Annotated in this window: 28 protein-coding genes; 22 read left to right on the top strand and 6 right to left on the bottom strand. The window is 66.8% G+C overall.

The genetic code is table 11. The features are described from left to right. The first annotated feature begins 4 nt into the window (after positions 1 to 4). The 22 genes from flhB to VGK32_00860 all read left to right on the top strand — a co-directional run bounded on the left by flhB (position 5) and on the right by VGK32_00860 (position 19,153). On the top strand, positions 5 to 1,069 hold the full coding sequence (gene flhB, locus VGK32_00965; protein ID HEY3380303.1) for a flagellar biosynthesis protein FlhB: 1,065 nt from the start codon (positions 5 to 7) through the stop codon (positions 1,067 to 1,069). 54 nt (positions 1,070 to 1,123) lie between these two features. Next, positions 1,124 to 3,160 carry a flagellar biosynthesis protein FlhA gene (flhA, locus tag VGK32_00960; protein HEY3380302.1) on the top strand — a complete coding sequence of 679 codons (2,037 nt, stop codon included), beginning with the start codon at positions 1,124 to 1,126 and terminating at the stop codon, positions 3,158 to 3,160. A gap of 22 nt (positions 3,161 to 3,182) precedes the next feature. After that, the gene (locus VGK32_00955; GenBank protein ID HEY3380301.1) at positions 3,183 to 4,160 is read left to right on the top strand and encodes a hypothetical protein; all 978 of its coding nucleotides are present in this window, start codon (positions 3,183 to 3,185) and stop codon (positions 4,158 to 4,160) included. Then, positions 4,157 to 5,023: a MinD/ParA family protein gene (locus VGK32_00950; protein ID HEY3380300.1), complete on the top strand. Its 867-nt coding sequence runs from the start codon at positions 4,157 to 4,159 to the stop codon at positions 5,021 to 5,023. The genes VGK32_00955 and VGK32_00950 overlap by 4 nt, the downstream gene beginning before the upstream one ends. Continuing rightward, a complete protein-coding gene (gene fliA / locus VGK32_00945) occupies positions 5,020 to 5,760 on the top strand; it encodes an RNA polymerase sigma factor FliA (protein HEY3380299.1) in 741 nt (246 codons plus the stop codon). Before VGK32_00950 ends, fliA begins: the two co-directional genes overlap by 4 nt. Next, the gene (gene fliM / locus VGK32_00940; protein ID HEY3380298.1) at positions 5,760 to 6,731 is read left to right on the top strand and encodes a flagellar motor switch protein FliM; all 972 of its coding nucleotides are present in this window, start codon (positions 5,760 to 5,762) and stop codon (positions 6,729 to 6,731) included. Before fliA ends, fliM begins: the two co-directional genes overlap by 1 nt. 4 nt (positions 6,732 to 6,735) lie before the next feature. Continuing rightward, a complete protein-coding gene (fliN, locus tag VGK32_00935) occupies positions 6,736 to 7,572 on the top strand; it encodes a flagellar motor switch protein FliN (GenBank protein HEY3380297.1) in 837 nt (278 codons plus the stop codon). Between the two features lie 136 nt (positions 7,573 to 7,708). Further along, on the top strand, positions 7,709 to 8,122 hold the full coding sequence (locus tag VGK32_00930) for a hypothetical protein (protein ID HEY3380296.1): 414 nt from the start codon (positions 7,709 to 7,711) through the stop codon (positions 8,120 to 8,122). Then, a complete protein-coding gene (locus tag VGK32_00925) occupies positions 8,103 to 9,041 on the top strand; it encodes a hypothetical protein (GenBank protein HEY3380295.1) in 939 nt (312 codons plus the stop codon). Before VGK32_00930 ends, VGK32_00925 begins: the two co-directional genes overlap by 20 nt. A gap of 14 nt (positions 9,042 to 9,055) precedes the next feature. Beyond that, a complete protein-coding gene (locus VGK32_00920) occupies positions 9,056 to 9,778 on the top strand; it encodes a flagellar hook basal-body protein (GenBank protein HEY3380294.1) in 723 nt (240 codons plus the stop codon). A 162-nt stretch (positions 9,779 to 9,940) separates the two neighbouring features. Continuing rightward, the gene (flgG, locus tag VGK32_00915) at positions 9,941 to 10,729 is read left to right on the top strand and encodes a flagellar basal-body rod protein FlgG (protein ID HEY3380293.1); all 789 of its coding nucleotides are present in this window, start codon (positions 9,941 to 9,943) and stop codon (positions 10,727 to 10,729) included. A gap of 136 nt (positions 10,730 to 10,865) precedes the next feature. Beyond that, a complete protein-coding gene (flgA, locus tag VGK32_00910; GenBank protein HEY3380292.1) occupies positions 10,866 to 11,456 on the top strand; it encodes a flagellar basal body P-ring formation chaperone FlgA in 591 nt (196 codons plus the stop codon). Then, entirely contained in the window at positions 11,453 to 12,172 is a 720-nt protein-coding gene (locus VGK32_00905) for a flagellar basal body L-ring protein FlgH (GenBank protein ID HEY3380291.1), read from the top strand. Before flgA ends, VGK32_00905 begins: the two co-directional genes overlap by 4 nt. Positions 12,173 to 12,183: 11 nt before the next feature. Then, positions 12,184 to 13,305, top strand: a complete 1,122-nt coding sequence (locus VGK32_00900; GenBank protein ID HEY3380290.1) for a flagellar basal body P-ring protein FlgI — start codon at positions 12,184 to 12,186, stop codon at positions 13,303 to 13,305. Continuing rightward, a complete protein-coding gene (locus VGK32_00895) occupies positions 13,305 to 14,255 on the top strand; it encodes a peptidoglycan DD-metalloendopeptidase family protein (protein ID HEY3380289.1) in 951 nt (316 codons plus the stop codon). Before VGK32_00900 ends, VGK32_00895 begins: the two co-directional genes overlap by 1 nt. Continuing rightward, positions 14,233 to 14,529, top strand: coding sequence for a flagellar biosynthesis anti-sigma factor FlgM (flgM, locus tag VGK32_00890; protein ID HEY3380288.1), 297 nt, complete (start codon positions 14,233 to 14,235; stop codon positions 14,527 to 14,529). Before VGK32_00895 ends, flgM begins: the two co-directional genes overlap by 23 nt. A 243-nt stretch (positions 14,530 to 14,772) precedes the next feature. Further along, complete coding sequence (locus VGK32_00885; GenBank protein HEY3380287.1) at positions 14,773 to 15,132, top strand: hypothetical protein; 360 nt, start codon at positions 14,773 to 14,775, stop codon at positions 15,130 to 15,132. Then, positions 15,132 to 16,511: a flagellar hook-associated protein FlgK gene (flgK, locus tag VGK32_00880; GenBank protein ID HEY3380286.1), complete on the top strand. Its 1,380-nt coding sequence runs from the start codon at positions 15,132 to 15,134 to the stop codon at positions 16,509 to 16,511. The genes VGK32_00885 and flgK overlap by 1 nt, the downstream gene beginning before the upstream one ends. Positions 16,512 to 16,513: 2 nt before the next feature. Continuing rightward, positions 16,514 to 17,410, top strand: a complete 897-nt coding sequence (flgL, locus tag VGK32_00875; protein HEY3380285.1) for a flagellar hook-associated protein FlgL — start codon at positions 16,514 to 16,516, stop codon at positions 17,408 to 17,410. A 35-nt stretch (positions 17,411 to 17,445) separates the two neighbouring features. Continuing rightward, the gene (gene fliW, locus VGK32_00870; protein HEY3380284.1) at positions 17,446 to 17,877 is read left to right on the top strand and encodes a flagellar assembly protein FliW; all 432 of its coding nucleotides are present in this window, start codon (positions 17,446 to 17,448) and stop codon (positions 17,875 to 17,877) included. Between the two features lie 15 nt (positions 17,878 to 17,892). Then, complete coding sequence (gene csrA / locus VGK32_00865) at positions 17,893 to 18,162, top strand: carbon storage regulator CsrA (GenBank protein HEY3380283.1); 270 nt, start codon at positions 17,893 to 17,895, stop codon at positions 18,160 to 18,162. A gap of 13 nt (positions 18,163 to 18,175) precedes the next feature. Beyond that, positions 18,176 to 19,153, top strand: a complete 978-nt coding sequence (locus VGK32_00860) for a GNAT family N-acetyltransferase (protein ID HEY3380282.1) — start codon at positions 18,176 to 18,178, stop codon at positions 19,151 to 19,153. 74 nt (positions 19,154 to 19,227) lie between these two features. Here VGK32_00860 and VGK32_00855 read toward each other — a convergent pair whose 3' ends face one another. The 6 genes from VGK32_00855 to VGK32_00830 all read right to left on the bottom strand — a co-directional run. Beyond that, the gene (locus VGK32_00855) at positions 19,228 to 19,710 is read right to left on the bottom strand and encodes a hypothetical protein (GenBank protein HEY3380281.1); all 483 of its coding nucleotides are present in this window, start codon (positions 19,708 to 19,710) and stop codon (positions 19,228 to 19,230) included. Further along, positions 19,707 to 20,105 carry a flagellar export chaperone FliS gene (fliS, locus tag VGK32_00850; protein ID HEY3380280.1) on the bottom strand — a complete coding sequence of 133 codons (399 nt, stop codon included), beginning with the start codon at positions 20,103 to 20,105 and terminating at the stop codon, positions 19,707 to 19,709. Before fliS ends, VGK32_00855 begins: the two co-directional genes overlap by 4 nt. 32 nt (positions 20,106 to 20,137) lie before the next feature. Beyond that, positions 20,138 to 21,487, bottom strand: coding sequence for a flagellar filament capping protein FliD (fliD, locus tag VGK32_00845; GenBank protein HEY3380279.1), 1,350 nt, complete (start codon positions 21,485 to 21,487; stop codon positions 20,138 to 20,140). 12 nt (positions 21,488 to 21,499) lie between these two features. Next, positions 21,500 to 21,748 (bottom strand): hypothetical protein, encoded by a 249-nt coding sequence (locus tag VGK32_00840; GenBank protein ID HEY3380278.1) that lies wholly within the window; start codon positions 21,746 to 21,748, stop codon positions 21,500 to 21,502. A gap of 101 nt (positions 21,749 to 21,849) precedes the next feature. Continuing rightward, the gene (locus VGK32_00835; protein HEY3380277.1) at positions 21,850 to 22,650 is read right to left on the bottom strand and encodes a flagellin; all 801 of its coding nucleotides are present in this window, start codon (positions 22,648 to 22,650) and stop codon (positions 21,850 to 21,852) included. Between the two features lie 263 nt (positions 22,651 to 22,913). Further along, on the bottom strand, positions 22,914 to 23,445 hold a 532-nt coding region (locus VGK32_00830; GenBank protein HEY3380276.1), incomplete at its 5' end, for a flagellin.

Here is a 23,445-nt window from a genome sequence, read left to right as displayed (position 1 = left end):
GTCGATGGCCACTGATCGCACTGAGAAACCGACCGGACGCCGCCTGCGGGATGCCCGCAAGAAGGGCCAGGTTGCGCGCAGTCGCGACCTCGTTCAGGCCGGCACGCTCGCGGCGGTGCTCGTGGCGCTCGGGTGGAGCGGCGCCTGGATGATGGAGGGGCTCGGCCGGGCCGTTGGCAACGCGCTGAGCCAGATGCACCGATTTCCTGCGCACGACCTCATGTTCGACGAGGTTGGCTCGCTCGCGCTCGACGGCCTGCGCACGCTCCTGGTGCTGGTGGCCCCGGTGGCCCTCACGGCGATGGTCACCGTCATCGCGTTGTTCACCGCGCAGAGTGGCTGGGTCTTCGCGAGCGAGGCGTTGCAGCTGAACTTCAGCAAGCTCAACCCGGTCACGGGCGCGAAGAAGCTCGGGTTCTCCGGCGGCGGCATCGACACCTTGAAGATGATTGTTCTCGTCACCGTCCTCACCTTCATCAGCTACCGCGTGATCGAGGCGAACCTGCTCGACAACGCCCGCTATGCGCGCATGTCGCCGTTCCAGGCCGCGATCGTCGGCTGGGGGGACGTCGAGCGGCTCCTGCGTCAGTCGGCCCTGGCCATGCTGTTCGTGGCCGGCGCCGACTACGGCATTCAGCGTTGGCGGCACACGAAGTCGCTGATGATGACCAAGCAGGAAGTCAAGGACGACATGAAGATGATGGAGGGCAACCCCGAGATCAAGGCACGCGTGCGCCAGGTGATGATGACGATGGCGCGCAAGCGGATGATGGCGGCGGTGCCCAAGGCGACGGTCATCATCACGAACCCGACCCATTACGCGGTCGCCCTCGAGTATCAGCGCGCCGGGATGGCTGCGCCGCGGGTGATCGCGAAAGGCCGGGGCTTCCTGGCACAGAAAATCAAGGCGGTTGCGCGCGAGCACGGTGTGCCGATGGTCGAGAACGTGCCGCTCGCGCAGTCGCTGTACAAGTCGGTCGAGGTGGGCGAATTCATCCCGGCGGCGCTGTTCGAGGCCGTCGCGGAGGTCCTGGCCTACCTGATTCGATTGAAGCAATTGGCGCTCTAGCAACCGGTGTCGTCCCGCGGACCTCCGGGCCCGCGGTACCTCGAGGCGAGGTCCATGGCAGAAGCCGAACATCCGTTCCATTTCACCCACATGCTGGCGCCGGCCGCGGTGCTGTCGGTCGTCCTCTTGATGATCGTGCCGCTGCCGCCGCTTCTCCTCGACCTGTTGCTGTCGATGGATATTGGCCTCGCGGTGGTGCTGCTGCTGACGGCGTTGTACATCCGGCAGCCCGTGCAGTTCTCCGTGTTTCCGTCGCTGCTGCTGGTCCTCACCCTGTTGCGCCTGTCACTGAACGTCGCCTCGACCCGCCTTGTGCTCCTCCACGGCGCCGAGGGCGTCGAGTCTGCCGGCAACGTGATCATGTCGTTCGGCCAGTTCGTGGTCGGCGGCAACTTCGTCGTCGGCGTCGTCGTGTTCCTGGTGTTGATCACGATTCAGTTCGTCGTCATCAACCACGGCGCGGTCCGCATCTCGGAGGTGACGGCGCGGTTCACCCTCGATGCGCTGCCCGGCAAACAGATGGCGATTGACGCGGACCTGAACGCCGGGCTGATCGACGACAAGGACGCGAAGGCGCGACGTGAACTGATACGGCGGGAAGCCGACTTCTACGGCGCGATGGACGGCGCCATCAGGTTCACACAGCGGGACGCGGTCGCCGCCATCCTGATCACCGCGGTCAACATCATCGCCGGCCTGATCATCGGCGTGATGCAGCACGGGCTCGATCTCGCCACGGCCGCCAAGACCTACACCATCCTGACCGTCGGTGAGGGGCTGGTGACATCGATTCCCGCGCTCCTCGTCTCGATGTCGGGCGGTCTCATCACGACGCGGGCGGCGTCGGAATCCCACCTCGGTGAAGAGGTGGCGGTGCAGTTGCTGGCGCGCTCGCGCCCGCTGGTCATCGCGGCCGGGGTGCTCGTGACCCTCGCGCTGATCCCGGGCCTCCCCAAGTTCCCGTTCCTGTTCGTGGCGGCGCTGCTCGGGGGCGCCGCGTATGCGACCAAGTCAGCGCCAGAGACCGTGGCCGTCGAGGAAGACAAGCCGGCCGGCCCACCGCCAGATTCCATCGAGTCGGCGATCGGCGTCGATCCGCTCAGCGTCGAGGTCGGGTATGCGTTGATCGCGATGGTGGACGAGAAGCAGGGCGGCACGCTGCTGACCCGCGTGCGCGCCATCCGTCGCCAGATCGCAACGGAAACCGGTATCGTCGTGCCTCCGGTCCACATCGCCGACAACCTGCAACTCGGGCCGCGGGTGTACTCGATTCTCTTGAAGGGCGTCGAGGTGGCTCGGGGCGAGCTCTATCCCGACCGTCTGCTCGCCATCAACCCCGGCACTGCGGCCGCCGGTCTCGAGGGTATCTCGACTCGGGAACCTGCGTTCGGCCTCCCGGCGTGGTGGATTCCCCAAGACCATCGGGATCAGGCGACCAATGCCGGTTATACCGTGGTCGATCCAACGACGGCCGTGTCGACGCACTTGTCAGAGTCCATTCGGACGTTCCTGCCGGAACTGCTCGGACGCCAGCAGGTGAAGGAAATGGTGGACCGGGTCTCTCAGACCTCGCCGAAGCTCGTCGAGGACCTCGTGCCGAAGGTGGTGTCGCTCGGCGAGATCCAGCGCGTCCTGCGGAACCTGCTCCGCGAGCGTGTGGCCGTCAAAGATTTGGCGACCATCCTCGAGGCGATCAGCGACAGCGCATCGGCGACCAAGGACCCGGACGCCATAACCGAGTCGGTGCGGTCGGTGCTCGGCCGCGTGATCTGCAAGCAGTATCAAAACGAGCGTGGGGAGCTCCCGGTCATCAGCCTGGCGCCCGCGCTCGAAGACCGGCTGCTGCAATCCGTCGTGCGGACCGAGCACGGGACCGTTCTGGCGGTGGACCCGAACGACGCCCAGCGCCTGGCCACCAAGATTGCCCGCGTGATCGAAACCGCCGTGGCACAGCCTGTGCTTCTGTGCACGCCAGCACTCCGACCTCATTTCTGGCGGCTGTTCGCCAGGGTGCTCCCCCAGGTCGCGGTGCTGTCGCACAACGAAGTGCCATCACAAATTCGGGTGACCGTGCTTTCAGTGCTGGATTGACATGCACCTGAAGAGATATCGGATGCCAACCGTGCGTGAAGCGCTGGCGCGGGTCCGCGCGGATCTCGGGCCGAGCGCGCTCGTTCTCTCCACCAGGATGGTGGCGAAACGAGGCGTGTCAGGCTGGATGGGGGGGCGGGAGATCGAGGTTACAGCGGCCGTGGACCGACCATCGGTGTCGGAAAACCGACCAGCTGACGGGGCCGGACGGCCCAAAGCTCCTGCCGCAGACAACGAAATCATCGCCCGATTGGTCGCCGCCGGCGTCGATGCCGAACTGGCCCGGCGCGTCTACGAGGCCGTGCCCCGGAGCGGGCGGCGCGGGGCCTCCGTCCCCACGATCCGCCGGGCGCTGGCGCAGTGCCTCGGGTCGATGGCCGCCGGGAGCGACAGTCTGGTGCCGGTCGAGGTCTTCGTTGGCCCTCCGGGCGCCGGCAAGACGACCACCATCGCGAAGATCGCCGCGCAGGAGCGGGCCGCCCACGGAAGGCGCCTGGGCCTGGTGGCGGCCGATGGCTACCGGGTGGGTGCGGTGGAACAACTGCGCCTCTACGCCGACATCATCGGGTCCTCCTTCCGTGTCGTCCGGGCGCCCAGCGAAATCGAACAGGTCTTCGCCAAGCCTTCGTCGTGTCCCGTGCTGGTCGACACCGCCGGACGGTCACCGCGCGACCGGGCCGCTCGCGAGATGTTCGATCTGCTCGCCGGACGTCGGGGCGTGCGCACGCACCTGGTCGTTCCGGCCACGACGTCGTCTGACGCACTCGATCGGCTGCTGGACAGCTTCGAGCTGGCGCGGCCCGATTGCGTCGCGCTGACGCGGTTGGACGAGGCCGGCAGCATCTCGCCGCTGCTGCGCACGTTACGTGAGCATCAGTTGGCGATTTCGTTCCTGGGAACGGGACAACGTGTGCCCGAGGATCTCGCGCGCGCCACGCCACCGGTTCTGGCGGCGTGCGTCCTCGGCGAGGAATTGGGCCAGGCGGGAGACGCGGCATGACGGCTTCCATCGACACCACGACCGGGGACCGGAAGGGCGCCACGACGATCGCCGTCACGAGCGGCAAGGGCGGCGTCGGGAAGACGAGTGTCGTCATCAACCTGGCGGTCGCGCTGGCGCGTCTTCGCCATCGCGTGGCGATTCTCGACGCCGATTTCGGACTGGGCAACGTCGACGTCCTGCTCGGTCTGGCGCCGGCTTACCACCTGGGGCACATGCTGGCGGGCGAGCGGGAGATCGAGGACATCCTCGTCGACGGCCCGTTTGGGGTGAAGATCATTCCGGCAAGTTCCGGGTTGCGTGACCTGACCGCCCTGACAGAGGCGCAGTGGCTCAGACTGGCCGACGGGTTGCAGCGCCTGTGTCTCAATCTGGACTATCTGCTCATCGACACGGCCGCCGGTCTGTCGGACAACGTGGTGCAACTGCTCATCAGTGCCCAACGCGTGCTCGTCGTCACGTCGCTCGAGCCGAGCGCGATGGTCGATGCCTACGCGATGGTGAAAGTGCTGACCCTGGCCGACGCCACCAAGGACATTGCGATTCTCGTGAACGGGGCGCGCGATGCGGACGAGGGAGAACTGGTCTATCGCCAGCTCGATGTCGCAGCCACACGGTTCCTCAATCGCGGGCTTCGGTACTACGGCTACGTGCCCTACGATCCGGCCGTTCGTGAGGCCGTGCTCGTGCAGCGGCCAATCGTGGATCATCGGCCACAGTCTCCCGCGAGCCGGTGCTTCCGAGTGCTGGCGTCGCGGATCGCGAACCTGGGTCCGAGCGGCGGTCCGGGGCTCCGACTGGTGCCGCCGGGAGTGAAAGCAACGGCCGGCTCCGGTGGAGTGGAGGTGCAGCGGTGCGCATGACGACGCCCCAGCAAGCGGATGTCGCGGAACGCAACCAGCTCGTGCTGCAGCACGTGGGCCTGGTCAAGGCGATGGCGCATCGGCTCGCGCAGCGCCTGCCTTCGCAGGTGGAGCTGGCGGACCTGATCAGCGTCGGTGTGATCGGCCTGATCGAAGCCGCGCACCGCTACCGCCCGTCGATGGGCGTGCCGTTCGACGCCTTCGCTCGGCGCCGGCTGCAAGGCGCGATGCTCGACGCCCTGCGCGACCTCGACTGGGCTCCGCGATCGCTGCGCAAGATGCGACGCGACCTCGACGGCACGATCGCCCGCCTTCGCCACGAACTGGCGCACGAGCCGGAGGAACACGAGATCGCGGCGGCCATGGACCTGTCCGCCGAGGAATACACGCGCGTGCTCGAGCAGTTGCGCGGTCTGGAGATCGGCGCGGTGCGCCAGCTGGACAGCGCGAGCCCGGACGGCACCCCGCTCCTCGAACTCTGCATCGACCCCGATGAAGGGCCGGAATCACGCTTGGCCCGCAGCGAGCTCCGCAAGATGCTGGGCAGCGCCCTCCTCGAACTGCCAGAACGCGAACGCCACGTCCTCGCCCTCTACTACGAGGAGGAGCTGACGATGGCGGAGATTGGCGAGGTGCTGGGGGTGAGTGAGTCGCGGGTGTCACAGCTGCGCTCCCTGGCGCTGTCGCGCCTGCGCGCAAGCCTGCGGAAGGCGCTCGGGTTGCCGGAGAAACACTGATGGGAAAGATCCTGTCGCAGGAAGAGATCGACGCGCTGCTGGGATCGGCGCGCGAGATCGAGCGCGAGGCGACGCGCGAGCCGGCCGAGGCCGTGATCGCCGAAGCCACGCTCTACAACTTCCGGCGCCCCGACCGCGTCTCGAAGGAGCAGATCCGCTCGCTGCACTTCCTGCACGACCGCTTCGCCCGCAACGTGGCCACGTCGCTTTCAGCCTACCTGCGATCCGCAACCGACGTCAGTGTGGTGTCGGTCGAACAGTTCACGTATTCCGAGTTCCTGATGTCGCTGCCCGACCCGACGGCGTTCTACGCGCTCAGCCTGCCGCCGATCGACGGATTGGGCGCGCTCGAACTCAATCCCAGCATCGCCTTCGCCATGATCGATCGCATGCTGGGGGGCACCGGCCGCCCGCCACAGCTGAGCCGGGCCCTGACGGAGATCGAACAGAACGTCGTCGACTCGGTCGTGAAGCTGATTCTGGAGAATCTGGCGGAAGCGTGGGCTCCGATCATCAGCGTCCACTTCCGGATCCATGGGCGTGAGACGCGCCCCCAGATGCTGCAGGTGGCCGCGCCCAACGAAGTGTTCATCCTGCTGGTCTTCGACATCAAGATCGCCGAGACCCGCGGCATGCTCAACCTGTGCGTGCCGGCCCAGGTCGGCGCGAGTTTCGCCCAAGGATGGCACGGGACGCACCGCGACCCGACGGCCGTCGAGAGGCGACGGCTCTTCGAGAACCTGTCGAAGGTCCCGATTTCAATCAGCGCGTCGCTCAGTACGCGTCTCGAAGCCCGCGACCTGCTCGCGCTGCGGCCGGGTGACTGTCTGTCCCTGGGCCGGCCGACACGCGATCCAATCGAGGTGCATGCGGGCGCCGTCACCAAGTACACCGGGCGACCGGTCCGGTCCAATCGATTCGTGGGTGTCGAGATCGTAAACCGCCTTGGCCTGCGCCAGGAAGCGGAGTAAGGCGATGGACGGAAGCCACACCGAACGACAGCAGGAACTGATTACCGGGCTGGCCGGCGAACTGGCGGGCGTCGTGAGCGCCCTGCTCGGCAGCAATGCAGCCGCAGTCGCCAGCACGGGCCCGCTGGCCGCGGGCTGGACGGTCACCTGCGCGATGAGCGGGGCCTTGTCCGGTACGTTCACGCTGGCGGTCAGCGAGGCCGACGCCACCGAACTGGCGCGGCGGCTGATGGGGATGGACGAGGACCCGGGTGTCGATGCCGTCGTGGACACCCTGGGCGAGGTGATCGGGCAAGCCGCCGGCGGCCTCAGCCAGAAGCCAGTGGCGGCCGGCGCCAAGATCCGTGTCGAGGGTTCGGTCACCCGCGCCGACGTTCTTCCGCCCGACGCGCCGTCGGTCTTCGACGTGGCCATGGAGGACGGAAGCAGCCTTCGGTTTGGCTGCTGGGCGCGGATCGACGACTCCCCGTTGTCGACCGAGGCGCCGTCCCCGTCGATATCGATGCCTGCGGACCGGTCATCGTTCGGGCCGTCGGCCCAGGCGCCACGTGCGCCGGCTGGAGCCCCGCACAGCGGCATCGACAATCTCGAAGTCATTCTCGACATCGAGCTCCCGCTGACCGTTCGCTTCGGCAGGACGGAAATGACGTTGCAGGCGCTCACCCACATCGGGCCGGGCTCGGTCATCGACCTCGACCGGTCGCCGGACGAACCGGTGGACGTGTTGATCAACGACAAGATCATTGCCCGCGGTGAGGTCGTCGTCGTGGCGGGGAACTACGGCGTGCGGGTCACCGAGGTGATGAGCGCCGTCGAGCGGATCCGCTCCCTCGGACAGTAGGCGGCAGGCAGCTCGCCATGGCAAGCGTCGCGAGCCGACCGGCAGGCGGCAGGAAGTTTGCAAGTCGAGCTGGCGGCCGGAGCACGAGCCCGGTCAGGCCTCTCCACAACGATCAATCGGCAGAACGGGATCAGTCATGAGCTACGCAGTGATCGCGCTCACGCTAGTCGGCCTCGTCGAGGCCGGTGTGCTCGTCTTCGTCTTGCGCGGACTTCGCCGACTCGACCAGGTTGAATCGCGCCTGGCGCATCTCACCGACGCCCTCACGCTGCTTGCAGAGACAGCGGAATCGGGCTTCCGGGCAAGCGCGTCCGAGCTCGGCCGCATTGCCGACCGGCCGGAGCTCAGTCCGGCGGCGGTGTCCCGCACAACCACCCGTCGCATGACGCATGCGGTGAAGAGCGGCCGGCCCGTCACCGCGATCGCCGCGGACGAAAAGGTGTCCGAGGGTGAAGTGAATCTCCGGGTACACTTGGCGAGATCGGCGGCGGCTCGCGGCAAGACTGCCGCACGAAAGCGGGAGGGTACGCATGCCGCGTTGCGCTCGTAAGGAGTGCCACCGGTGGCGCCCCGAGATACTCGTCCGTCTCGGCGGTCTCGGCCTTCGTCTGGACGACAAGTGGTATTGCACCGCGCGGTGTCTCGAGTTGGCCGCGCACCAGCGCCTGTCGCGCACGCCTCCGGTCGTGCCAGCCACGCTGCCCGCGCTCGCCCAGGCCCGGCTTGGCGGCCTGCTCGCCCACCAGAACCGGATCCCGGCGGCAGTGCTGGAGAAGGCGGTTCACGCGCAGGCGAAGAGCGGCCTCAGGCTCGGCACGCAACTGGTGCAACTCGGAATCGTGTCGAGATTCGACGTCCTGCGCGCACTTGCGGCGCAGGGCGGTGTCGGTTTCCTGACAGCCGTCGACTCCTCGCGGCTGATGCCGGCGCCAGGCCGGCTCTCCGCCCATGCAGTCCGCTCACTGCGCGTCGTGCCATTCGAAGCCGACGAGGGCCACCAACTCTTGAAGGTTGCCTGCACAGCGCCCGTGCCCAGGACGGCGATTGGCGCGTTGCGACAGTTGACCGGCTGGATCATCGAACCGTATCTCGTCTCCGACGAGCAGTGGCCGATCCTCGCGCGTGCCTACGGTGCATCTCCGGAGGCTGATCTGCCGGTCTACGCCGCCATGCCGAACGTGCACGCCGTCGCCGCGCGGGTGGCGGAAGCGGCTCGCACCACCGGGGCCGTGCACATGACCGAGGCGCGCGGGGATGACTACCTCTGGGTCCGGTTGGAGGGGGCGGGCCGCGTCGAGGACCTGTGGCTGTCCATGGGGGACGAGGCGGCAGAGGACGCGGAGAGTCTTGATATTCCGGCCGTGTCCGTGTCGGCGGCACCCGCGACACGGGAACAGGGCCGCGACGAGGGATTCGACGTGCGGTCGCTCGATACCTGGGAACCCGGGACGCCGACACTGGCGGGGTAGGACGGGAGGCCAATATGGCGGGAAGCATTTACATCGCGTTGAGTGGCATGCACACCAGGATGGCGCAGCTCGATCGCGTCGCAAGCGACCTCGCCAACGAGAGCACCGCCGGATACAAGGGCGAGAGAGCCGGCACAGTCGCGGTCGGCCGCCCGTCGTTCGACTCGGTGCTGGATGCTGCGGTCGACACGGCGCCCGCGCTGGCGAAGATCGACTTCGGGCCGGGAGAAATCCTGCCGACCGGACGTGATCTCGACATGGCGGTCGACGGCTCGGGGTTCTTCGTCGTCCAGACGCCCGCCGGCCCGCGATATACCCGCAACGGCCACTTCTCCCGATCGGCCGACGGGACGCTGGTCACCGGGGACGGCATGCCGGTGATGGGCCAAGGCGGGCCGATCAAGCTGACTGAGGGTCAGCTCGTGGTGAAACCGGACGGCACGATCGCCGTGGACCGGGCTCCGGCCGGGAAGTTGCAGATCGTCGACTTCGGAGACTATGCCAGGCTCGATCGCGAAGAGCGCGGGCGATTTCGGGCTCCCCTCGACGTTGCGCCTGTCGACAAGCAGTCGGTCGCGGTACGAGGTGGCGCGCTCGAACAGTCGAATGTCTCCGTGTCGGATCGGATGGTGCACTTGACCGAGGTTTCGCGGGCATTCGAGTCGTTGCAGCGTGGAATATCAATGCTGTCGAACGACATCGATGCCCGGGCGATTACGGAGTTGGGTCGTCGGTAGCCCCCCCGGACCGAGCGCTCCGTCAGCACGGCATGTGAGGGCGGGGGTGGTCGAGAGGCGTGCCAGGGCTGTCGGCAGGCCGACACATTTACTCAGTCGGGTAATCGGCACGGGCCGCGAGAAGTTGAACGGGACACCGGGGCCGTCCCGAGGAGAGACAGTATGATTCGTGCGCTGTATACGGCTGCGAGCGGCATGAACGCCCAGCAGACCAACATCGACAACATCGCGCACAACCTGGCGAACGTGAACACCAGCGGGTTCAAGAAGAGCCGTGTCGAATTCCAGGATCTCGTCTACCAGCAGTTGAAGCAGGCGGGCTCGCCGACGTCCACGTCTGGCGAAGCGCCGGTTGGACTCGAGGCGGGACTCGGCACCCGGCCGGTGGCCACGGCACGTGATTTTTCCTCGGGAAATCTCAAGTCCACCGGGGGAACGCTCGACCTCGCGATTGAAGGCCGCGGCTTCTTCCAGGTAGCGACCCCGGACGGTACGACCGCGTACATGCGGTCGGGCGCCCTGCACCTGAATGGCCAGGGCATGCTGGTCACCGCCGATGGCTATCAGCTCGAGCCGGCGATCACGATTCCGCCGAACGCCATCTCCGTCACCATCTCGCGACAGGGCATCGTCTCGGCCTCGTTGCCGGGACAGTCGGCCGCGCAGCAGATCGGTACCATCGAACTCGCGAGCTTCCAGAACCCTGCCGGCCTGACCGCGCTCGGCGGCAACCTCTTTGCACCCACGACTGCGTCCGGCGAGCCGACCAATGGCGTGCCGGGCACCGACGGCCTGGGCACCGTGGCTCAGGGCTTCTTGGAAGAATCGAACGTGAGCGTGGTCGAGGAGATGGTGAACATGATCCTTGGCCAGCGGGCGTACGAGGCCAATTCCAGGGTCGTGAAAGCGGCCGATGAAATGCTTCAGCAGGTCAACAACATGTCTCGGTAGTGCGGTGATCGCGCTGCTGTGGGGCTCATGGCTCCACGCGGCGCCACCAGGCGCCAACGGACAGGCCGTGTCGGAGTCGGTTGTCCGACACGCCATCGAGAACGTAATCAGGGACAGGATGGGACGCGAGGCCGACGTGCGAATCGAAGCTCTTCGCATCAACGCGGTGGCAGGAGACGAGGCGATGGCGCTCATGGCCAGCCCTGAGCCCGGCGCGCGCGTCGGCCGTTCAATCCGATTCAATCTGTCGCGGCTGAAGCCCGGCAGCCGTGAGACCCTCGGCTCCGACGCGGGCCAGGCCTCCCATGTTCCCGCCGGCTATGCTCTCGCTTCCATTTTCGTGGCGGCCGATCACGTGCGAACCGTGCGGCCGCTCTCACGCGGCGAGTCATTCGTCGACGCCGACCTGGTGGCGACACGGGGCGAGGTGGGGGCTGTCCTCCTCCAGCGCCTGCCTCGCCCCTCGGACATCGTGGGCGCCAGGGTCGTGCGAGACCTCGTGACCGGCGAAGTCGTGACGCGATCGACGGTGGAGGTCCGGCCGACGGTCCGTAGTGGCGACGTCGTGGCCGTGCGGACGTCCGTGGGGCCCGTGATGGTACAGACGCAGGCAGTGGCCGAGCAGAGCGGTCTCGAAGGCGACATGATTCGTGTCGTCAACCGTGAAAGCCGGCGGGCGCTGAAGGCGCGGGTCGTGGGACCCGGACAAGTCGAGGTGGTGCAATGAGCGGTGCGTACCGCGTCGCCGGCCGGGGACTGCTGGCGCTGATGCTCGTCGTCTGGACGTGCCCTGCCATCGCGCAGAGCGCGCAGGGGAAGACGGCCAAGCCGGCGCAGAAGCCGGGCGGCGCCTACGAGGACCAGTACCAGCGCTATCTCGCGGCCGCACGCGCGGCGCAGCCGGCCCCTGATGCGTCGATCGCCTGGATGACCGGACTGATGAACGACCCACGCGCCCGCCGCGTGAACGACCTCGTCACGATCCGGGTCATCGAAAGCATCACGGCGTCGGGCAAGGCCGATTCGAGTGTCAGCAAGAACAGCGCGGCGACGGCCGGAGTCCCCAATCTGTTGGGCCTCGAGGGCAAGTTGCCGAGCGGTATCGACCCGTCGAAACTGGCATCGCTGGCCAGCGACTCGAAATTCTCGGGCGCCGGCGCCACGACGCGCGCGGGTGAACTGACGGCGGTCATGACGGCGCGCGTCTCCGAGGTGCTGCCGAACGGTGACCTGGTGCTCGAAGGTGTCCGCGAGATCGACATCAACGGCGACCGGCAGATGGTCGTCTTGAATGGCGTCGTGCGGCCGGCGGACATCCTGCCGAACAACGTCGTGCTCTCGACGCAGATCGGTCAGCTCAGTGTTCGCTACTTCGGGAACGGGCTCATCAGGGACAGCCTGAAGCCCGGGATCCTGGTCCGGCTGCTCAACAAAGTCTTCTAGGCAATATCACCATGTGCCCGACCCGCACCTGTGCCGTACTGCTCACCGTGGCGCTGTTCCTGCCGGGCGCGGGAGTGTTTGCGCAAGGGCATGCGCCCGTCCGCCTCAAGGACGTCGCGCGCCTCGACGGATACCAGGCGGTCCCTCTCGTGGGCTACGGTCTCGTGGTCGGCCTGAACAAGACCGGCGATCGCCGGCAGACTATTTTTTCCGCGCAATCGCTCGCCAACATGCTGCAGCGGTTCGGCATCGTTGTGCCGGGCGACCAGATGAAGATCGAGAACGTCGCGGCCGTGATGGTGACGGCGGAGTTGCCCGCTTTCGTTCGCGCCGGTGCGCGCATCGACATCACCGCGTCGTCTGTGGGCGATGCCCGCAGTCTCCAGGGCGGGATGCTGCTGCCCACGCCGCTGCGGGGGCCGGATGGGTCGGTCTACGCGCTGGGCCAGGGGGCGCTCACACTCGGTGGTTTCGGCGGTGGCAAGGGCGGGAACAGTGTTCAGGTCAATCACCTCACCGCGGGGCGCGTGCCGGCTGGCGGCATGGTGCAGTACGCGCAGAGAGTTGAACTGAAGCCGGCCGAGCGCATCATCCTGTCGGTCAACGATCCGGACTACACGACGGCGATGCGGCTGGCAAAGAGCATCAGCGCCGAACTCGGATCGGGTGCGGCCCAGGTCGTCGACCCGGCGAGCGTCGCGGTCAAGGTGCCGGAGCAGTATCGAGCGTCGTTGCCGGACCTCATGGCGCGGCTCGAGCCGCTGTCGCTCGAGGTGGACGCCCCGGCACGCGTGGTCATCAATGAGCGCACCGGCACCGTGGTCGTGGGATCCGACGTCCGCATCGGCTCGGCGGCGGTCGCGCACGGCAATCTCTCGGTGAAGATCTCGACCAAGTACAACGTGTCTCAGCCCTCGCCGTTCTCCAAACAGGGCGACACCGTCGTCACGCCTGACGAAAACGTCGATGTCAGCGAGGGCGGCGGACAGTTGGTGGCCCTCGAGGAAGGCACGACGCTGCAGTCGGTCATCAAGGCGCTGAATGCCCTGGGCGCGACGCCCCGCGACATCATCGCCATCATGCAGGCCCTGAAGGCGGCTGGCGCGCTGCGCGCCGAGCTGGTGATCATCTGATGAGCACCGACCCGACCCGCGCCTCGTGGCCCCTGTCGATGCCGGAAGTGCCCGCGACGACGGTGGCGTCCGCCAAGGCGGGCGTGAAGCCCGGCGACCGGGAGAAGATCCTGGAGCTGGCCCGGGAGTTCGAGTCGTTCTTCGTCTGCCAGATGATCCGCCAGATGCGGGAGTCGATGCTCGGGGACCAGGATCAGAAGGACGGTCTTGGCGCTGGCACCATGACCGAGACGATGGACGTGGAGCTGGCACGGCAGCTGACGTTGAGCGGGGGCATTGGCCTGACGCGTGTGCTGCAGGGAGCGCTGGACCGCCAGGTCGGTGGATCCGCCAAGTCGTCGAGCGAGACCGCCGCCACCGACTCTGCGTGGCCGGCGGCCGTGACCACGGCGCCGCTCGGTCTCCCGGGCCGTTCCATCCTGCCTGTCGTCACGCCCGCGGCCGACGACGAACCCGAGGCCGCCCTGCCGTTGCCGCTGTCATCGGGAATTAGCTCTCCGTTTGGCATCCGCGCGGATCCATTCAGCGGGACGCGGCGTTTTCACGCGGGGGTCGATATCCAGGCGGCGTATGGCAGGGAAGTGCCGGCCGCCGGTTCGGGACGGGTGGTGTTCTCCGGGGCCCAGGGCGGCTACGGGAATACGGTTGTCATCGAGCACGCCGACGGTATTCGGACCCGGTATGCGCATCTCGCGTCCGTCCAAGTGGGGACGGGTGCCGTGGTCGATGCCGGCGCAGTGATCGGGCGGGTGGGCAGCACGGGGCGGTCAACGGGACCCCACCTGCATTTCGAGGTACTCCAGGACGGCCATCCGGTGAATCCGGAGGTCGCGGCCACCAAATACGCGGGGCTATTAAAGCTTGGTGGGGTGGTTGCCGATTTACCAAACAGCCAGCCCTCCACGCTCGGAGTGGCCGTGGGAGTAGATGATGAAGATTCAGGGCAATAGCCCGAACCATGAGGCCTCGGCCGCAGCACGTCTCGAGCAGACGCGACTGGAACGGCAGGGGAAAGCCGATCGTCCGGGCGACGCCGGGACGGACCGTGTGGAGTTGTCGTCGGATGCCCAGCTCGCGAGCGCCGCGATGAAGGCAGCCGAGAACGCTCCGTCGATCCGCCAGGATGTCGTCGCGGCGGCCCGGCAGAAGCTCGTGGCAGGGCGGGTCGGCCAGGATCCTATGAAACTGGCGGACCGCTTGATCGATCACCTGCTCGAGCGGTAACGGGCGAGCCGGTTCGCGCGGCTCGGTCCTGCCAGGGGGCCCGTGGCCCCCTGCAGGGCGAGAGCCTGCCCGAATCGCCCCCGCCCGAAGTATGCGGGGACTGGCAGTGGAGCACTCATCCTTCGTTCAGAGAGACCGCCGACGCGCAGGCCTGGTCGCCCGACGGGCGGCGGGGCAGGCGTGGTCGGCTGTAGCCTGTCCAGCCACCGTACCGCTCGCGCTCACGTTCCAAGGACGGGAGCCATGTCTGACTACGGGCGAATTCTGCTGATTGCAGCCACTGGCCTGCGCACGGCCCTCGAACAGGCGGGCGACGGCCTGGCTTCCGCCAGGCTCGACGAGATCCTCGGTTCCGAGATCGCGCTCGCGGCGGCACTCGCCGTGCTGCCGGCAGAGCGCGGGGCGGTCGACGGAGAGCGTGACCAGATCCTGCAGGAACTGGCTCGCGCCAAATCGGCGCTGATGCGGTGCCGTCGTCTCGGCGGCGCCTTGTCGGAAATGGTCCGGACTTCACTCGGTGCGCAGGGGTTGGTCGGTGCTTACGGTGCCGACGGTCGTGAGTTCACCAGCCAGGCGCCGGCAGCGCTGGAAGCGAGGGGCTGATGTCGGATTTGTTCAGCAGCCTGACGATGGCGTCCCGGGCGCTCGACGCGCAGCGACTCGGCCTGGACGTCGTCGGTCAGAACATCGCCAATATCAACACGCCGGGCTACGCCCGACGTCAACTCGACCTCGCCTCGGTTCCCCCGACGGATCGACTGAGCGCCGGAGGCGGCGTGGACGTCGTGGGCATCCGGTCGACCCGCGATGCGTTGCTCGAGCGGCGCGTGCGCCTCGAACGCCCGGCAGAGGGTCGTGAGTCGGCACTGGCCGATGCGCTCAGCGTTGTCGAAGCCGCGCTCGGAGCGCCGGGCGAGTCGATTGACGGCAAGTTCACCGCGTTCGTCAATTCGTGGGCCAGTCTGTCCGAGGATCCGACGTCCTCCACCATGCGGCAGGGAGTGATCCTCCAGGGCCAGTCGCTCGCAAGCGCCTTCAACGGCATGTCGGAGCGGTTCACGGCTGCGCGGCTGGACGCCGACAACAGGGTCAAAGGGATTGCGGATACCGTCAACGGCCTGGTTCAGCGGATTGCGGCCCTGAACGACTCGATCGGCCGCGGCGGCGGGTCGTCCTCGATGACGCTCAGCCTGAGCGACGACCTGTCGGAGAACATCAAGCAGTTGTCGCAGCTCGTCGATGTCAACGTGCTCGACAACAAGAGCGGCGGCGTGGACGTGTCGTTCGCGAACGGCCGCGCGCTCGTCATTGGCACGAACGCCTACAAGCTCGATGTCGTGACCAACAGCGATGGGTTTGCGGACCTGCAGACCGGCGGTGTGTCCGTGACGGGCGAGATTACTGGCGGCCAGCTGGGCGGCATGTTGCACGCTCGCGACGTCGTAATCCCCGGCTACATCGACAGCCTCGACTCGATGGCCTACACCCTCGTCCGGGAAGTGAACACCCAGCACACGGCCGGGCGCGACCTGAACGGCAACCCGGCGGCCAACTTCTTCACGCCCCTTGCCGCGCAGACGGGTGCGGCTGCGGCGATTACCGTGAACCCGGCACTGGCCGCCGATCCCCGGCTGGTCGCGGCCGCAGCCACGGCGGCTGTCGGCGACAACGGGAACGCCCGAATCCTCGCCGCGCTCGGCGACAAGAAGGTCCTGAACGGCGGGGCCGGGACCTTCAACGATGGCTGGGCCGAGCTCACGTATCGAATCGGGCAGGATACCGCGACCGCACGGGCCGAACAGAAGAACCGAGCGGAGATCGTCACCCAGATCGACGCGCTCAGGGGCGCCGTATCCGGCGTCTCGCTCGACCAGGAAGCGATGACGATGTTGAAGTTCCAGCGGGCGTACGAGGCGAACGCGAAGTTCTTCACGACAATCAACCAGGCGCTCGACACACTGATGGCGATGGTGGGGCACTGATCATGCGCATCACATTTGGTTCTGGCGACGCTGCCGCGCTCGCGGATCTCGAACGCGCGCAAGCCGAATTGCAGCGGTACCAGCGTCAGGTCTCGTCGGGAAAACGGCTGTTGCAGCCAAGCGACGACCCCTCGGCGATGGCAGCGGTGGTTCGCGGGCGCGGCGAGATTGCGACCGTGGATCAGTACGTCCGTTCGGCCGATTCGGTCACCTCGCGTCTCACCGTCGTCGACACGGTGATGTCGGACCTCATCTCGCAGGTCACGACCGCGCGTTCGGCGGCTGTGGCTGGCCAGGGCACGACCCAGACGACCCAGCAGCGTGAGGCAACGGCGCAGCAGCTCGAAGGGCTGCGCGACGCGATCTTCGACGACTTGAACACGACATTTCGCGGCACGTACCTGTTTTCCGGATCCGCGAGCTTGACGCCTCCGTTCGCCCGGCTTGCCGGCGGCTCGATCTCGGGCTACAGCGGGAACAATTCGCCGATCTCGGTGGACATCGACAAGAACAAGGCCATTCAGGTGACGTTCGACGGTGGAAGCCTCGACCTGGCAGCGGGTGGCCCGGGCCTGTTCGCGAACCTGCAGACGCTCATCGCCGCCGTTCGCACGGGCGATCAAGCCGGGATGGCGAACGGCTTGGCGAGCCTGGAGCAGGCCTTCAACGAGTTCACCAGGGTGCAGAGCGGTGTCGGTGCGGCCCTGAACGGACTCGACGATCAGCGGAGGCGTCTCAATGAGATGAAGCTCTCCAGCCAGGCCCGGTTGTCGAAGGAGCAGGACGCGAACATGGCCGAAGCCATTACGGGCATGCAGCAGGCCAACACGACGTACCAGGCGGCCCTCGGCGCCGTCTCAACACGGACACGACTTTCGTTGCTGGACTACCTCAAATGACCTACCCAGAGCGCTTGGACGAAGAGGAACAGCCGATGGACGGACGCATCAGGGTTCAGACGCGGTTTGGCGACTTCGATGCCGACCCGCGAGACATCCTCAACTTTCCAGACGGCCTTCCCGGATTCGAGCACTGTCATCGGTTCGTGGTGCTCTCGTCGATGACCATGGCGCCGCTGCAGTGCCTGCACGCCGTAGACGGTCCGGCGGCGACGTTTCTCGCCATCGATCCTCGGCTCGTTCTGCCGAAGTACCGATGCGTCCTGGGGCCTAGCGATCTGCTCCGGCTGGGCGCCGACGACAAGACCCTGCTCTTGTGGCTCGCCCTCGTGGCGGTGGACGAGAGCGGAGAGGCGACCGTGAATCTCCGCGCGCCGGTGGTCGTCAACCCGAGCCGGATGGCAGGGTTCCAGGTCGTCCCCAGCAACAGTCTGTATCCGTTGCGCTACCCGCTGACGGTCGAATAACCGGGGAGAGGTGCGGTGCTCGTTTTCACACGCAAGCGCAACGAAGCCATCATGATTGGTGATGGCATCGAGATCCGCGTCCTTCGCGTCGGTCGGGAAGGCGTCCGGATCGGGGTCACGGCGCCGCCGGCGGTCGCCGTGCATCGCCGCGAGATCTACGACCAGATCTGCGAGGAGAACCGGACGGCGGCTGGCACCGCCACGGCCGCGCACATCCTGGTGGAGCGGTTGCGGCGATTTGCCGGCCAGACGCAGCCGCCACCCTCCGCACCCACCCGCGGCTGACAACCGAACCGCCATGATCTTCGAGGATTGGCGCGACACGGACGCTGCGGAGTTCGAGCGGCTCTATGAGGCCGAGTGCGAGCGCTATCGAACTCAGCTCTCGTGGGACCTGGCGCCGTCGTGCGTCATCGTCGAAGAGGCGCGTCGGGCCGGACGCCTCCCCGGCCTCGTGGTCCGGAACACCGAGGGCCGGGCCGTGGGCTGGACGTACTTCGTCGTCCACGAAGGCACCCTGCAACTCGGAACGCTCGTGGCCGACAGCGCCGCCCGGCTGCGCGAACTTCTCGACCGGGTGATGCAGTCTCCGGAAGCCAGGTTCGCGCGGTCGCTGAGCTCTTTCCTGTTCCCGATCTCGCCGTCGCTGCTATCGGCGTTCGAACGACAGCGGTTCGTCGTGGAGCGTCATCCCTACCTGTCCTCTCCGCTCGTTGCCGCGTCCGGGGCCCTGTCGCCTGGTGGTCTCGGCCCCGAATTCCGCCTCCAGCCTCTCATGGATGTCGATCCGGCCGACGTTGTCAGGCTGACAGCCCGATCGTACGCCGGCCTGGCTGAGGCACGGTGCTTCGCTCCGGACGGACGGCTCGATCAGTGGGCCCACTATCTGGGCCAGTTGCTCGCCACGCCAGCCTGCGGGAGCTATCTGCCACAGGCGAGCTTCGCAATCGAGCGGCGTGAGTCGCGGCAGGTAGTGGGTGCCGTCATTACCACGGCCGTGGCTCCCGAGACGGCGCACATCGCCCAGATCGTCGTCGACCCATCGATTCGGCGGGCAGGTCTTGCGCGTGAACTTCTCGGCAGCGTGGCGGACACCGTTCGCGCCATGGGCTATCTGCGGCTGACGCTGATTGTGTCCGATCGAAACGGCCCGGCGCGTCAGCTCTACGCCAAGCTCGGATTTTCAGAGACCGCGTCCTTCTTCTTCGCCAGCCGACCGGCCCTGTCCCGCCGCTCGTTCCAGACCGCGTCTCAAGTTGCGGCCGCCAGGGGCTGACAGCGCCTCAATCCTCCGGCACTCCGCCGGCAGGCGCGTCTGTCTGCTGCAGTCAATTGGAGTCGATGAGGGCGTCAGCCGCGTTCGTTGACCAGGCCGGCGTTCGAGGAGTGAGGAGCGATGACACGGCGATACGCAGCCAGCGTGTTCTCGCCGCTCTCCAGGAGTTGCGCGGCCGTCCGCCGTTGGTCGTCGATCGCGTGTAGCGCGGCCAGCGTCTCCTGATCGGATCCGAGGATGGCGGTCACGTGGTTGCTGGCGGCTCGATGCTGCAGGGAGACGTCGGCGAATCCGGGGAGGGAGCGCGCGGCCGGCAGATTGTCGAGGATCAGACGCCGCATCGGTCGGATCTGTTCTTCGATTTCAAGGAGACCCGCCATGATGCGGGTACGATGGTCGCTGCAGTCGGTCAGACGGCCGACGTCGTTGCAAAGACCGGCTTCGCGTTGTTCGCGCGCCAGACGCTGCAGGTGCTGCAACAGCGCCACTTCCGCTTCCAGGCCGGCGCCGTACTCCGACAGCGCGTTCTCGAGCTCGGTGGTCGTCGCAGCGCTCACTTCGTCACCGGCTGACCGGGGTTTGCGGCAATCTGGGCCCAGGCGTCCCGCAGGGGCGTGAGCAGACGGATTGACTCCTCGATCGGCGCCGGATCCTGCTTGATGTTCGCCTCGATCAGGCGGCTCGTGATGTAGGCATACAGACCGTCGAGGGATCGGGCAATCTCGCCGCCGTTTTCCACATTCAGCGTGTTCTGAAGCTCGGCGAGGATGGCCATCGCGCGTGACATGCCGTCGCGCTTGACCACGAGGTCCCGTCTTCGCGTACCGTCAGCAGCCAAGCGCATGAAGCGCAGCGCCCCGTCGTACAGCATCACGACCAGCTCCAGCGGTGACTGGGACTGGACCTGGGTCTGGTAATAGGCCTGGGCGGCCCGTGCCATCGCTGTCTGCATGCCTGCGTTCCTCCGAGACGAACCGCTACTGGCTAGTAGAGCTTGTAGACGTTGTTCAGCGACGAGAGCGAGTTCACGCTCGCATTCAGTTGCGAAATCAACTGGTCGGTTGCGGCGTACTCCCGCTGCAACGACTCTTGCCGGATCGCCAGGCGCGCCCCCATGGCGGCCATGCGGTCGTCCATGGCCTTCATCTGCGAATCGAGACGGTCCTGTACGCCGGGCACGAGACCACCCGCGTCGACGTACTGCCCAATCGCGGTTCCGATCGTCCCGAAGGCGCCGGTCACACCGGTCGTCCCTGCCAGCAGCCTCTCGACGTCTGGCTGATGGTTCTTCATCGCATCGTCGAACACCGTGGCATTGAGCCCGAGCTGGCCCGTCCGCTGGAACTCGATGCCGATCTCCGAGAGATTCGAGAAGACGCCGCCAACGGCAAAGGGCTGGAGCAGCGTTGACGAGAGCGTCGATCGGAGACCGCGCGCCATCGCGTCACGTCCGATGCTGCCCGTGTCGCCGCTTCGTGCCGACTGTGCCTGCTGGTCGAAGAACGTAATCAGGTCGTTGTAGGAGGTGATGAAGGCCTGGATCTTGTCTTTGGTCGCCGAGGAGTCCTGACTGACCGACACTCCGACACTGCTGCCCGTCGCCGTCTCCTTGAGCAGATTCAGCGTCACGCCGGGAATCGCGCCGTCGATCGCGTTGCTCGCGCTGGTCACCTCGACCTTGTTCACGAAGATGTCGGCGTCGGTCGCGTTCATGACGGGCGTTGCGTTGAAGCTGATCGTCGAGCCCGCGGTGAGACCGCTCGTATCGACCGTGAAGGCATGGTCCTTGCCGGTGCTCGCGCCGGTCAGGACGAGCTGGTACTTGCCATTCGCTTGAACGATCGACGCCGTCACCGGGCTGTTCGCGGTCGAGTTGATCGCGGCAGAGAGCCCTTCGAGCGTCACGGGGCTGGTGCCAAGGACGATGTCCGTGTTGACGCCGCCCGAGGTGATCCGCAGCGTGCCGCCGTTGGCCACGATGTCGGTGCGGGCATTGGCCTGACTCGACGTGGTGACCTGGGCGCGGGCCAGCGACTTTACTTCGATGCTGTACATGCCGATCGCCGCGGTGCTGGTTGCGCTCACGCCGAGCACCGTCGTATCGGCGCTCGTGGCCTTTCGGCCTGCAAACGAGCTGACGCTGGAAAGATCCGAGGCTTTCGTTTCGAGCGCACTCAGCTTGGTGGCAAGGGTCGTGAACGCGGTCTTCTGCGACGACATCGCGCTGCGCTGCTTCTGCATCGCAGTCAGCGGCTGGCTCTCCTGTGCCATCACGGCCTTCAGGATCGATGACCAGTCGATGTTGTTGAAGCCGCTCATCGTGATGGTGCCCATGTCTCCTCCCTGCTATCGCTGCCTGGCCTGCCGCGCGAGTTCGGCGGCAAGACCGGCCAGCTCACTGACGACCGGCCGCGGGATCTGACGCCGCGGCTGGCCCGTGTGCCCGTCTACGAGGCGGATGATTGGCTGACCGGTCCACCGGCTCCGGCCGAACGAGACCCTGATGTCGTGCACCGAGAGGAGCTGCTCGAGGCGATCCAGCCCCTCGTCGCCAAGGTCCGCCGTTCCGGCGATTGCGAGATCTACGCCAACCATCAAGACCTCTCTTGTCCGCCGTCCTGGGCGGGGCACATCCGGCTGTGCCCCTACCGTGACGACGGGTCACCCGTCCGCGGGTCCGACGCCTGCGCCGCCGCTTAGCCGCGCAGCAAGGACAATACCGCCGAGGACGACTGGTTCGCCTGGGCGAGTACCGCGATGCCGCTCTGGTTCAAGATGTTGTACCGCGTCATGTTAGCGGATTCCTCGGCGACGTTCGCATCGCGGATCCGGCTCTCGGCGCCCTTCGTGTTGACGACCTGGGACTGACCGAGCGCCACGGCGAACTGCAGCCGGTTTTCCAGGGTTCCGATGCTGCCCTGGACGCTGCCCAGGATCGACACGGCCGACGAGATCAGCGCAATCGCCGATTTGGCGGTCGCGTCTGTCGCGATTCCGACACCCGAGAGCGCCAGCGACGTGGCGCCGGAAGTCACCATCCCGATCGTGCCACCCACGGTGCTGCCGCTGCCGACGAATACCGAGAACTGCTGGACGGTGTTGAGGCCGGCCACCGACGATTCACGGTCGATCTCACCGACGATTGCGACGAACTCGGCGTTCAGGGTGTCCCTGCTGCCGTTGAATGCCGAGGAGGCCGACTGCGATGCCAGGGTCGCGAGCCGGTCGAGCAACGTCGAGATATTGTTGAGCGCGCCGTCTTTGATCTGGAGCGTCGAGAGACCGTCGTTCGCGTTCCGGATCCCCTGGTTGAGGACCGCGACGTCCGATCGATAGCCGTTCGCCACCGCCAAACCGGCCGCGTCGTCGCCCGAGTAGTTGATGCGGAAGCCGCTCGACAACCGGTTGAGCGACCGCTGCAAGCCGACGTTGTTGATGGACAGGTTGGCCTGGGCGTTTGCCGAGGCGATATTGCTGACAACAGAGAACGAAGCCATGACATTCCTCCTTGAAGTTTCCGGTCGGCATCCTTGCCGGCCGTTGGCAGCGTCGCTGCCGCGTTCCGAGTATGTAATCGGACACGGCGCGCAAACCTTGAGCGCAGACGCACACACCCGCGTCCGCGGCCCTCAGGCGGCACGAACTGCCACTTCCCAGGAGGAAGGTGGGGAAGCCGCCACGGCGGCTTCCCCGGCGATGAACTCACGACTCCGCCGATGCTGCCGAACGGGAAGGGAAACTCCCCGGTCAGGCGGCCCGCTTACCGCAACAGCGACAGAACCGAAGACGCCTGCTGGTTGGCCTGCGCCAACGAGGCGATGCCGCTCTGGTTCAGGATGTTGTAGCGGGTCATGTTGGCCGACTCTTCCGCGATGTTGGCGTCGCGGATCCGGCTCTCGGCGGCCTTCACGTTGACCACCTGCGACTGGCTCAGCGCCACCGCGAACTGGAGCCGATTCTCGAGCGTGCCGACCTGGGCCTGGACGCCGCCCAGGATCGCGACCGCGCTCTTGACGGTCGCGACCGCCAGCTTGGCGTTCGCGACGCTGTCGAGCAAGATGCCCGTGACGTTCAGGCCGTCAGCCTTCGAGTCGGCCTGGCCGATGGCGCCACCGACGGTGTTGTTCGCCGCGGTCGAGCTGGTGCTGACATACACCGAGAACTGCTGGGTGGACGTCGTCAGGCCGGCAACGCCGGCTTCACGGTCGATTTCCGCGAGGATCTTGTTGGCTTCGTCGTTCAGGGTCGTGCGCGAGCCCGTGAACCCGTCCGAAGCGGACTGCGAGGCCAGC

This window comes from Vicinamibacterales bacterium, from assembly GCA_036504215.1.
Lineage (GTDB): Bacteria > Acidobacteriota > Vicinamibacteria > Vicinamibacterales > Fen-181 > FEN-299.
The sequence above is the reverse complement of the archived record's forward strand: the minus strand, read 5'-3'. Positions and strand labels throughout refer to the sequence as shown.

Bases quoted from the DNA above. Each gene is read 5' to 3' on its own strand.
- flhB (HEY3380303.1), top strand. From the start codon at position 5: ATGGCCACTGATCGCACTGAGAAACCGACCGGACGCCGCCTGCGGGAT.
- flhA (HEY3380302.1), top strand. From the start codon at position 1,124: ATGGCAGAAGCCGAACATCCGTTCCATTTCACCCACATGCTGGCGCCG.
- VGK32_00955 (HEY3380301.1), top strand. From the start codon at position 3,183: ATGCCAACCGTGCGTGAAGCGCTGGCGCGGGTCCGCGCGGATCTCGGG.
- VGK32_00950 (HEY3380300.1), top strand. From the start codon at position 4,157: ATGACGGCTTCCATCGACACCACGACCGGGGACCGGAAGGGCGCCACG.
- fliA (HEY3380299.1), top strand. From the start codon at position 5,020: ATGACGACGCCCCAGCAAGCGGATGTCGCGGAACGCAACCAGCTCGTG.
- fliM (HEY3380298.1), top strand. From the start codon at position 5,760: ATGGGAAAGATCCTGTCGCAGGAAGAGATCGACGCGCTGCTGGGATCG.
- fliN (HEY3380297.1), top strand. From the start codon at position 6,736: ATGGACGGAAGCCACACCGAACGACAGCAGGAACTGATTACCGGGCTG.
- VGK32_00930 (HEY3380296.1), top strand. From the start codon at position 7,709: ATGAGCTACGCAGTGATCGCGCTCACGCTAGTCGGCCTCGTCGAGGCC.
- VGK32_00925 (HEY3380295.1), top strand. From the start codon at position 8,103: ATGCCGCGTTGCGCTCGTAAGGAGTGCCACCGGTGGCGCCCCGAGATA.
- VGK32_00920 (HEY3380294.1), top strand. From the start codon at position 9,056: ATGGCGGGAAGCATTTACATCGCGTTGAGTGGCATGCACACCAGGATG.
- flgG (HEY3380293.1), top strand. From the start codon at position 9,941: ATGATTCGTGCGCTGTATACGGCTGCGAGCGGCATGAACGCCCAGCAG.
- VGK32_00905 (HEY3380291.1), top strand. From the start codon at position 11,453: ATGAGCGGTGCGTACCGCGTCGCCGGCCGGGGACTGCTGGCGCTGATG.
- VGK32_00900 (HEY3380290.1), top strand. From the start codon at position 12,184: ATGTGCCCGACCCGCACCTGTGCCGTACTGCTCACCGTGGCGCTGTTC.
- VGK32_00895 (HEY3380289.1), top strand. From the start codon at position 13,305: ATGAGCACCGACCCGACCCGCGCCTCGTGGCCCCTGTCGATGCCGGAA.
- flgM (HEY3380288.1), top strand. From the start codon at position 14,233: ATGATGAAGATTCAGGGCAATAGCCCGAACCATGAGGCCTCGGCCGCA.
- VGK32_00885 (HEY3380287.1), top strand. From the start codon at position 14,773: ATGTCTGACTACGGGCGAATTCTGCTGATTGCAGCCACTGGCCTGCGC.
- flgK (HEY3380286.1), top strand. From the start codon at position 15,132: ATGTCGGATTTGTTCAGCAGCCTGACGATGGCGTCCCGGGCGCTCGAC.
- flgL (HEY3380285.1), top strand. From the start codon at position 16,514: ATGCGCATCACATTTGGTTCTGGCGACGCTGCCGCGCTCGCGGATCTC.
- fliW (HEY3380284.1), top strand. From the start codon at position 17,446: ATGGACGGACGCATCAGGGTTCAGACGCGGTTTGGCGACTTCGATGCC.
- VGK32_00860 (HEY3380282.1), top strand. From the start codon at position 18,176: ATGATCTTCGAGGATTGGCGCGACACGGACGCTGCGGAGTTCGAGCGG.
- fliS (HEY3380280.1), bottom strand. From the start codon at position 20,105: ATGCAGACAGCGATGGCACGGGCCGCCCAGGCCTATTACCAGACCCAG.
- fliD (HEY3380279.1), bottom strand. From the start codon at position 21,487: ATGGGCACCATCACGATGAGCGGCTTCAACAACATCGACTGGTCATCG.
- VGK32_00840 (HEY3380278.1), bottom strand. From the start codon at position 21,748: ATGGTTGGCGTAGATCTCGCAATCGCCGGAACGGCGGACCTTGGCGAC.
- VGK32_00835 (HEY3380277.1), bottom strand. From the start codon at position 22,650: ATGGCTTCGTTCTCTGTTGTCAGCAATATCGCCTCGGCAAACGCCCAG.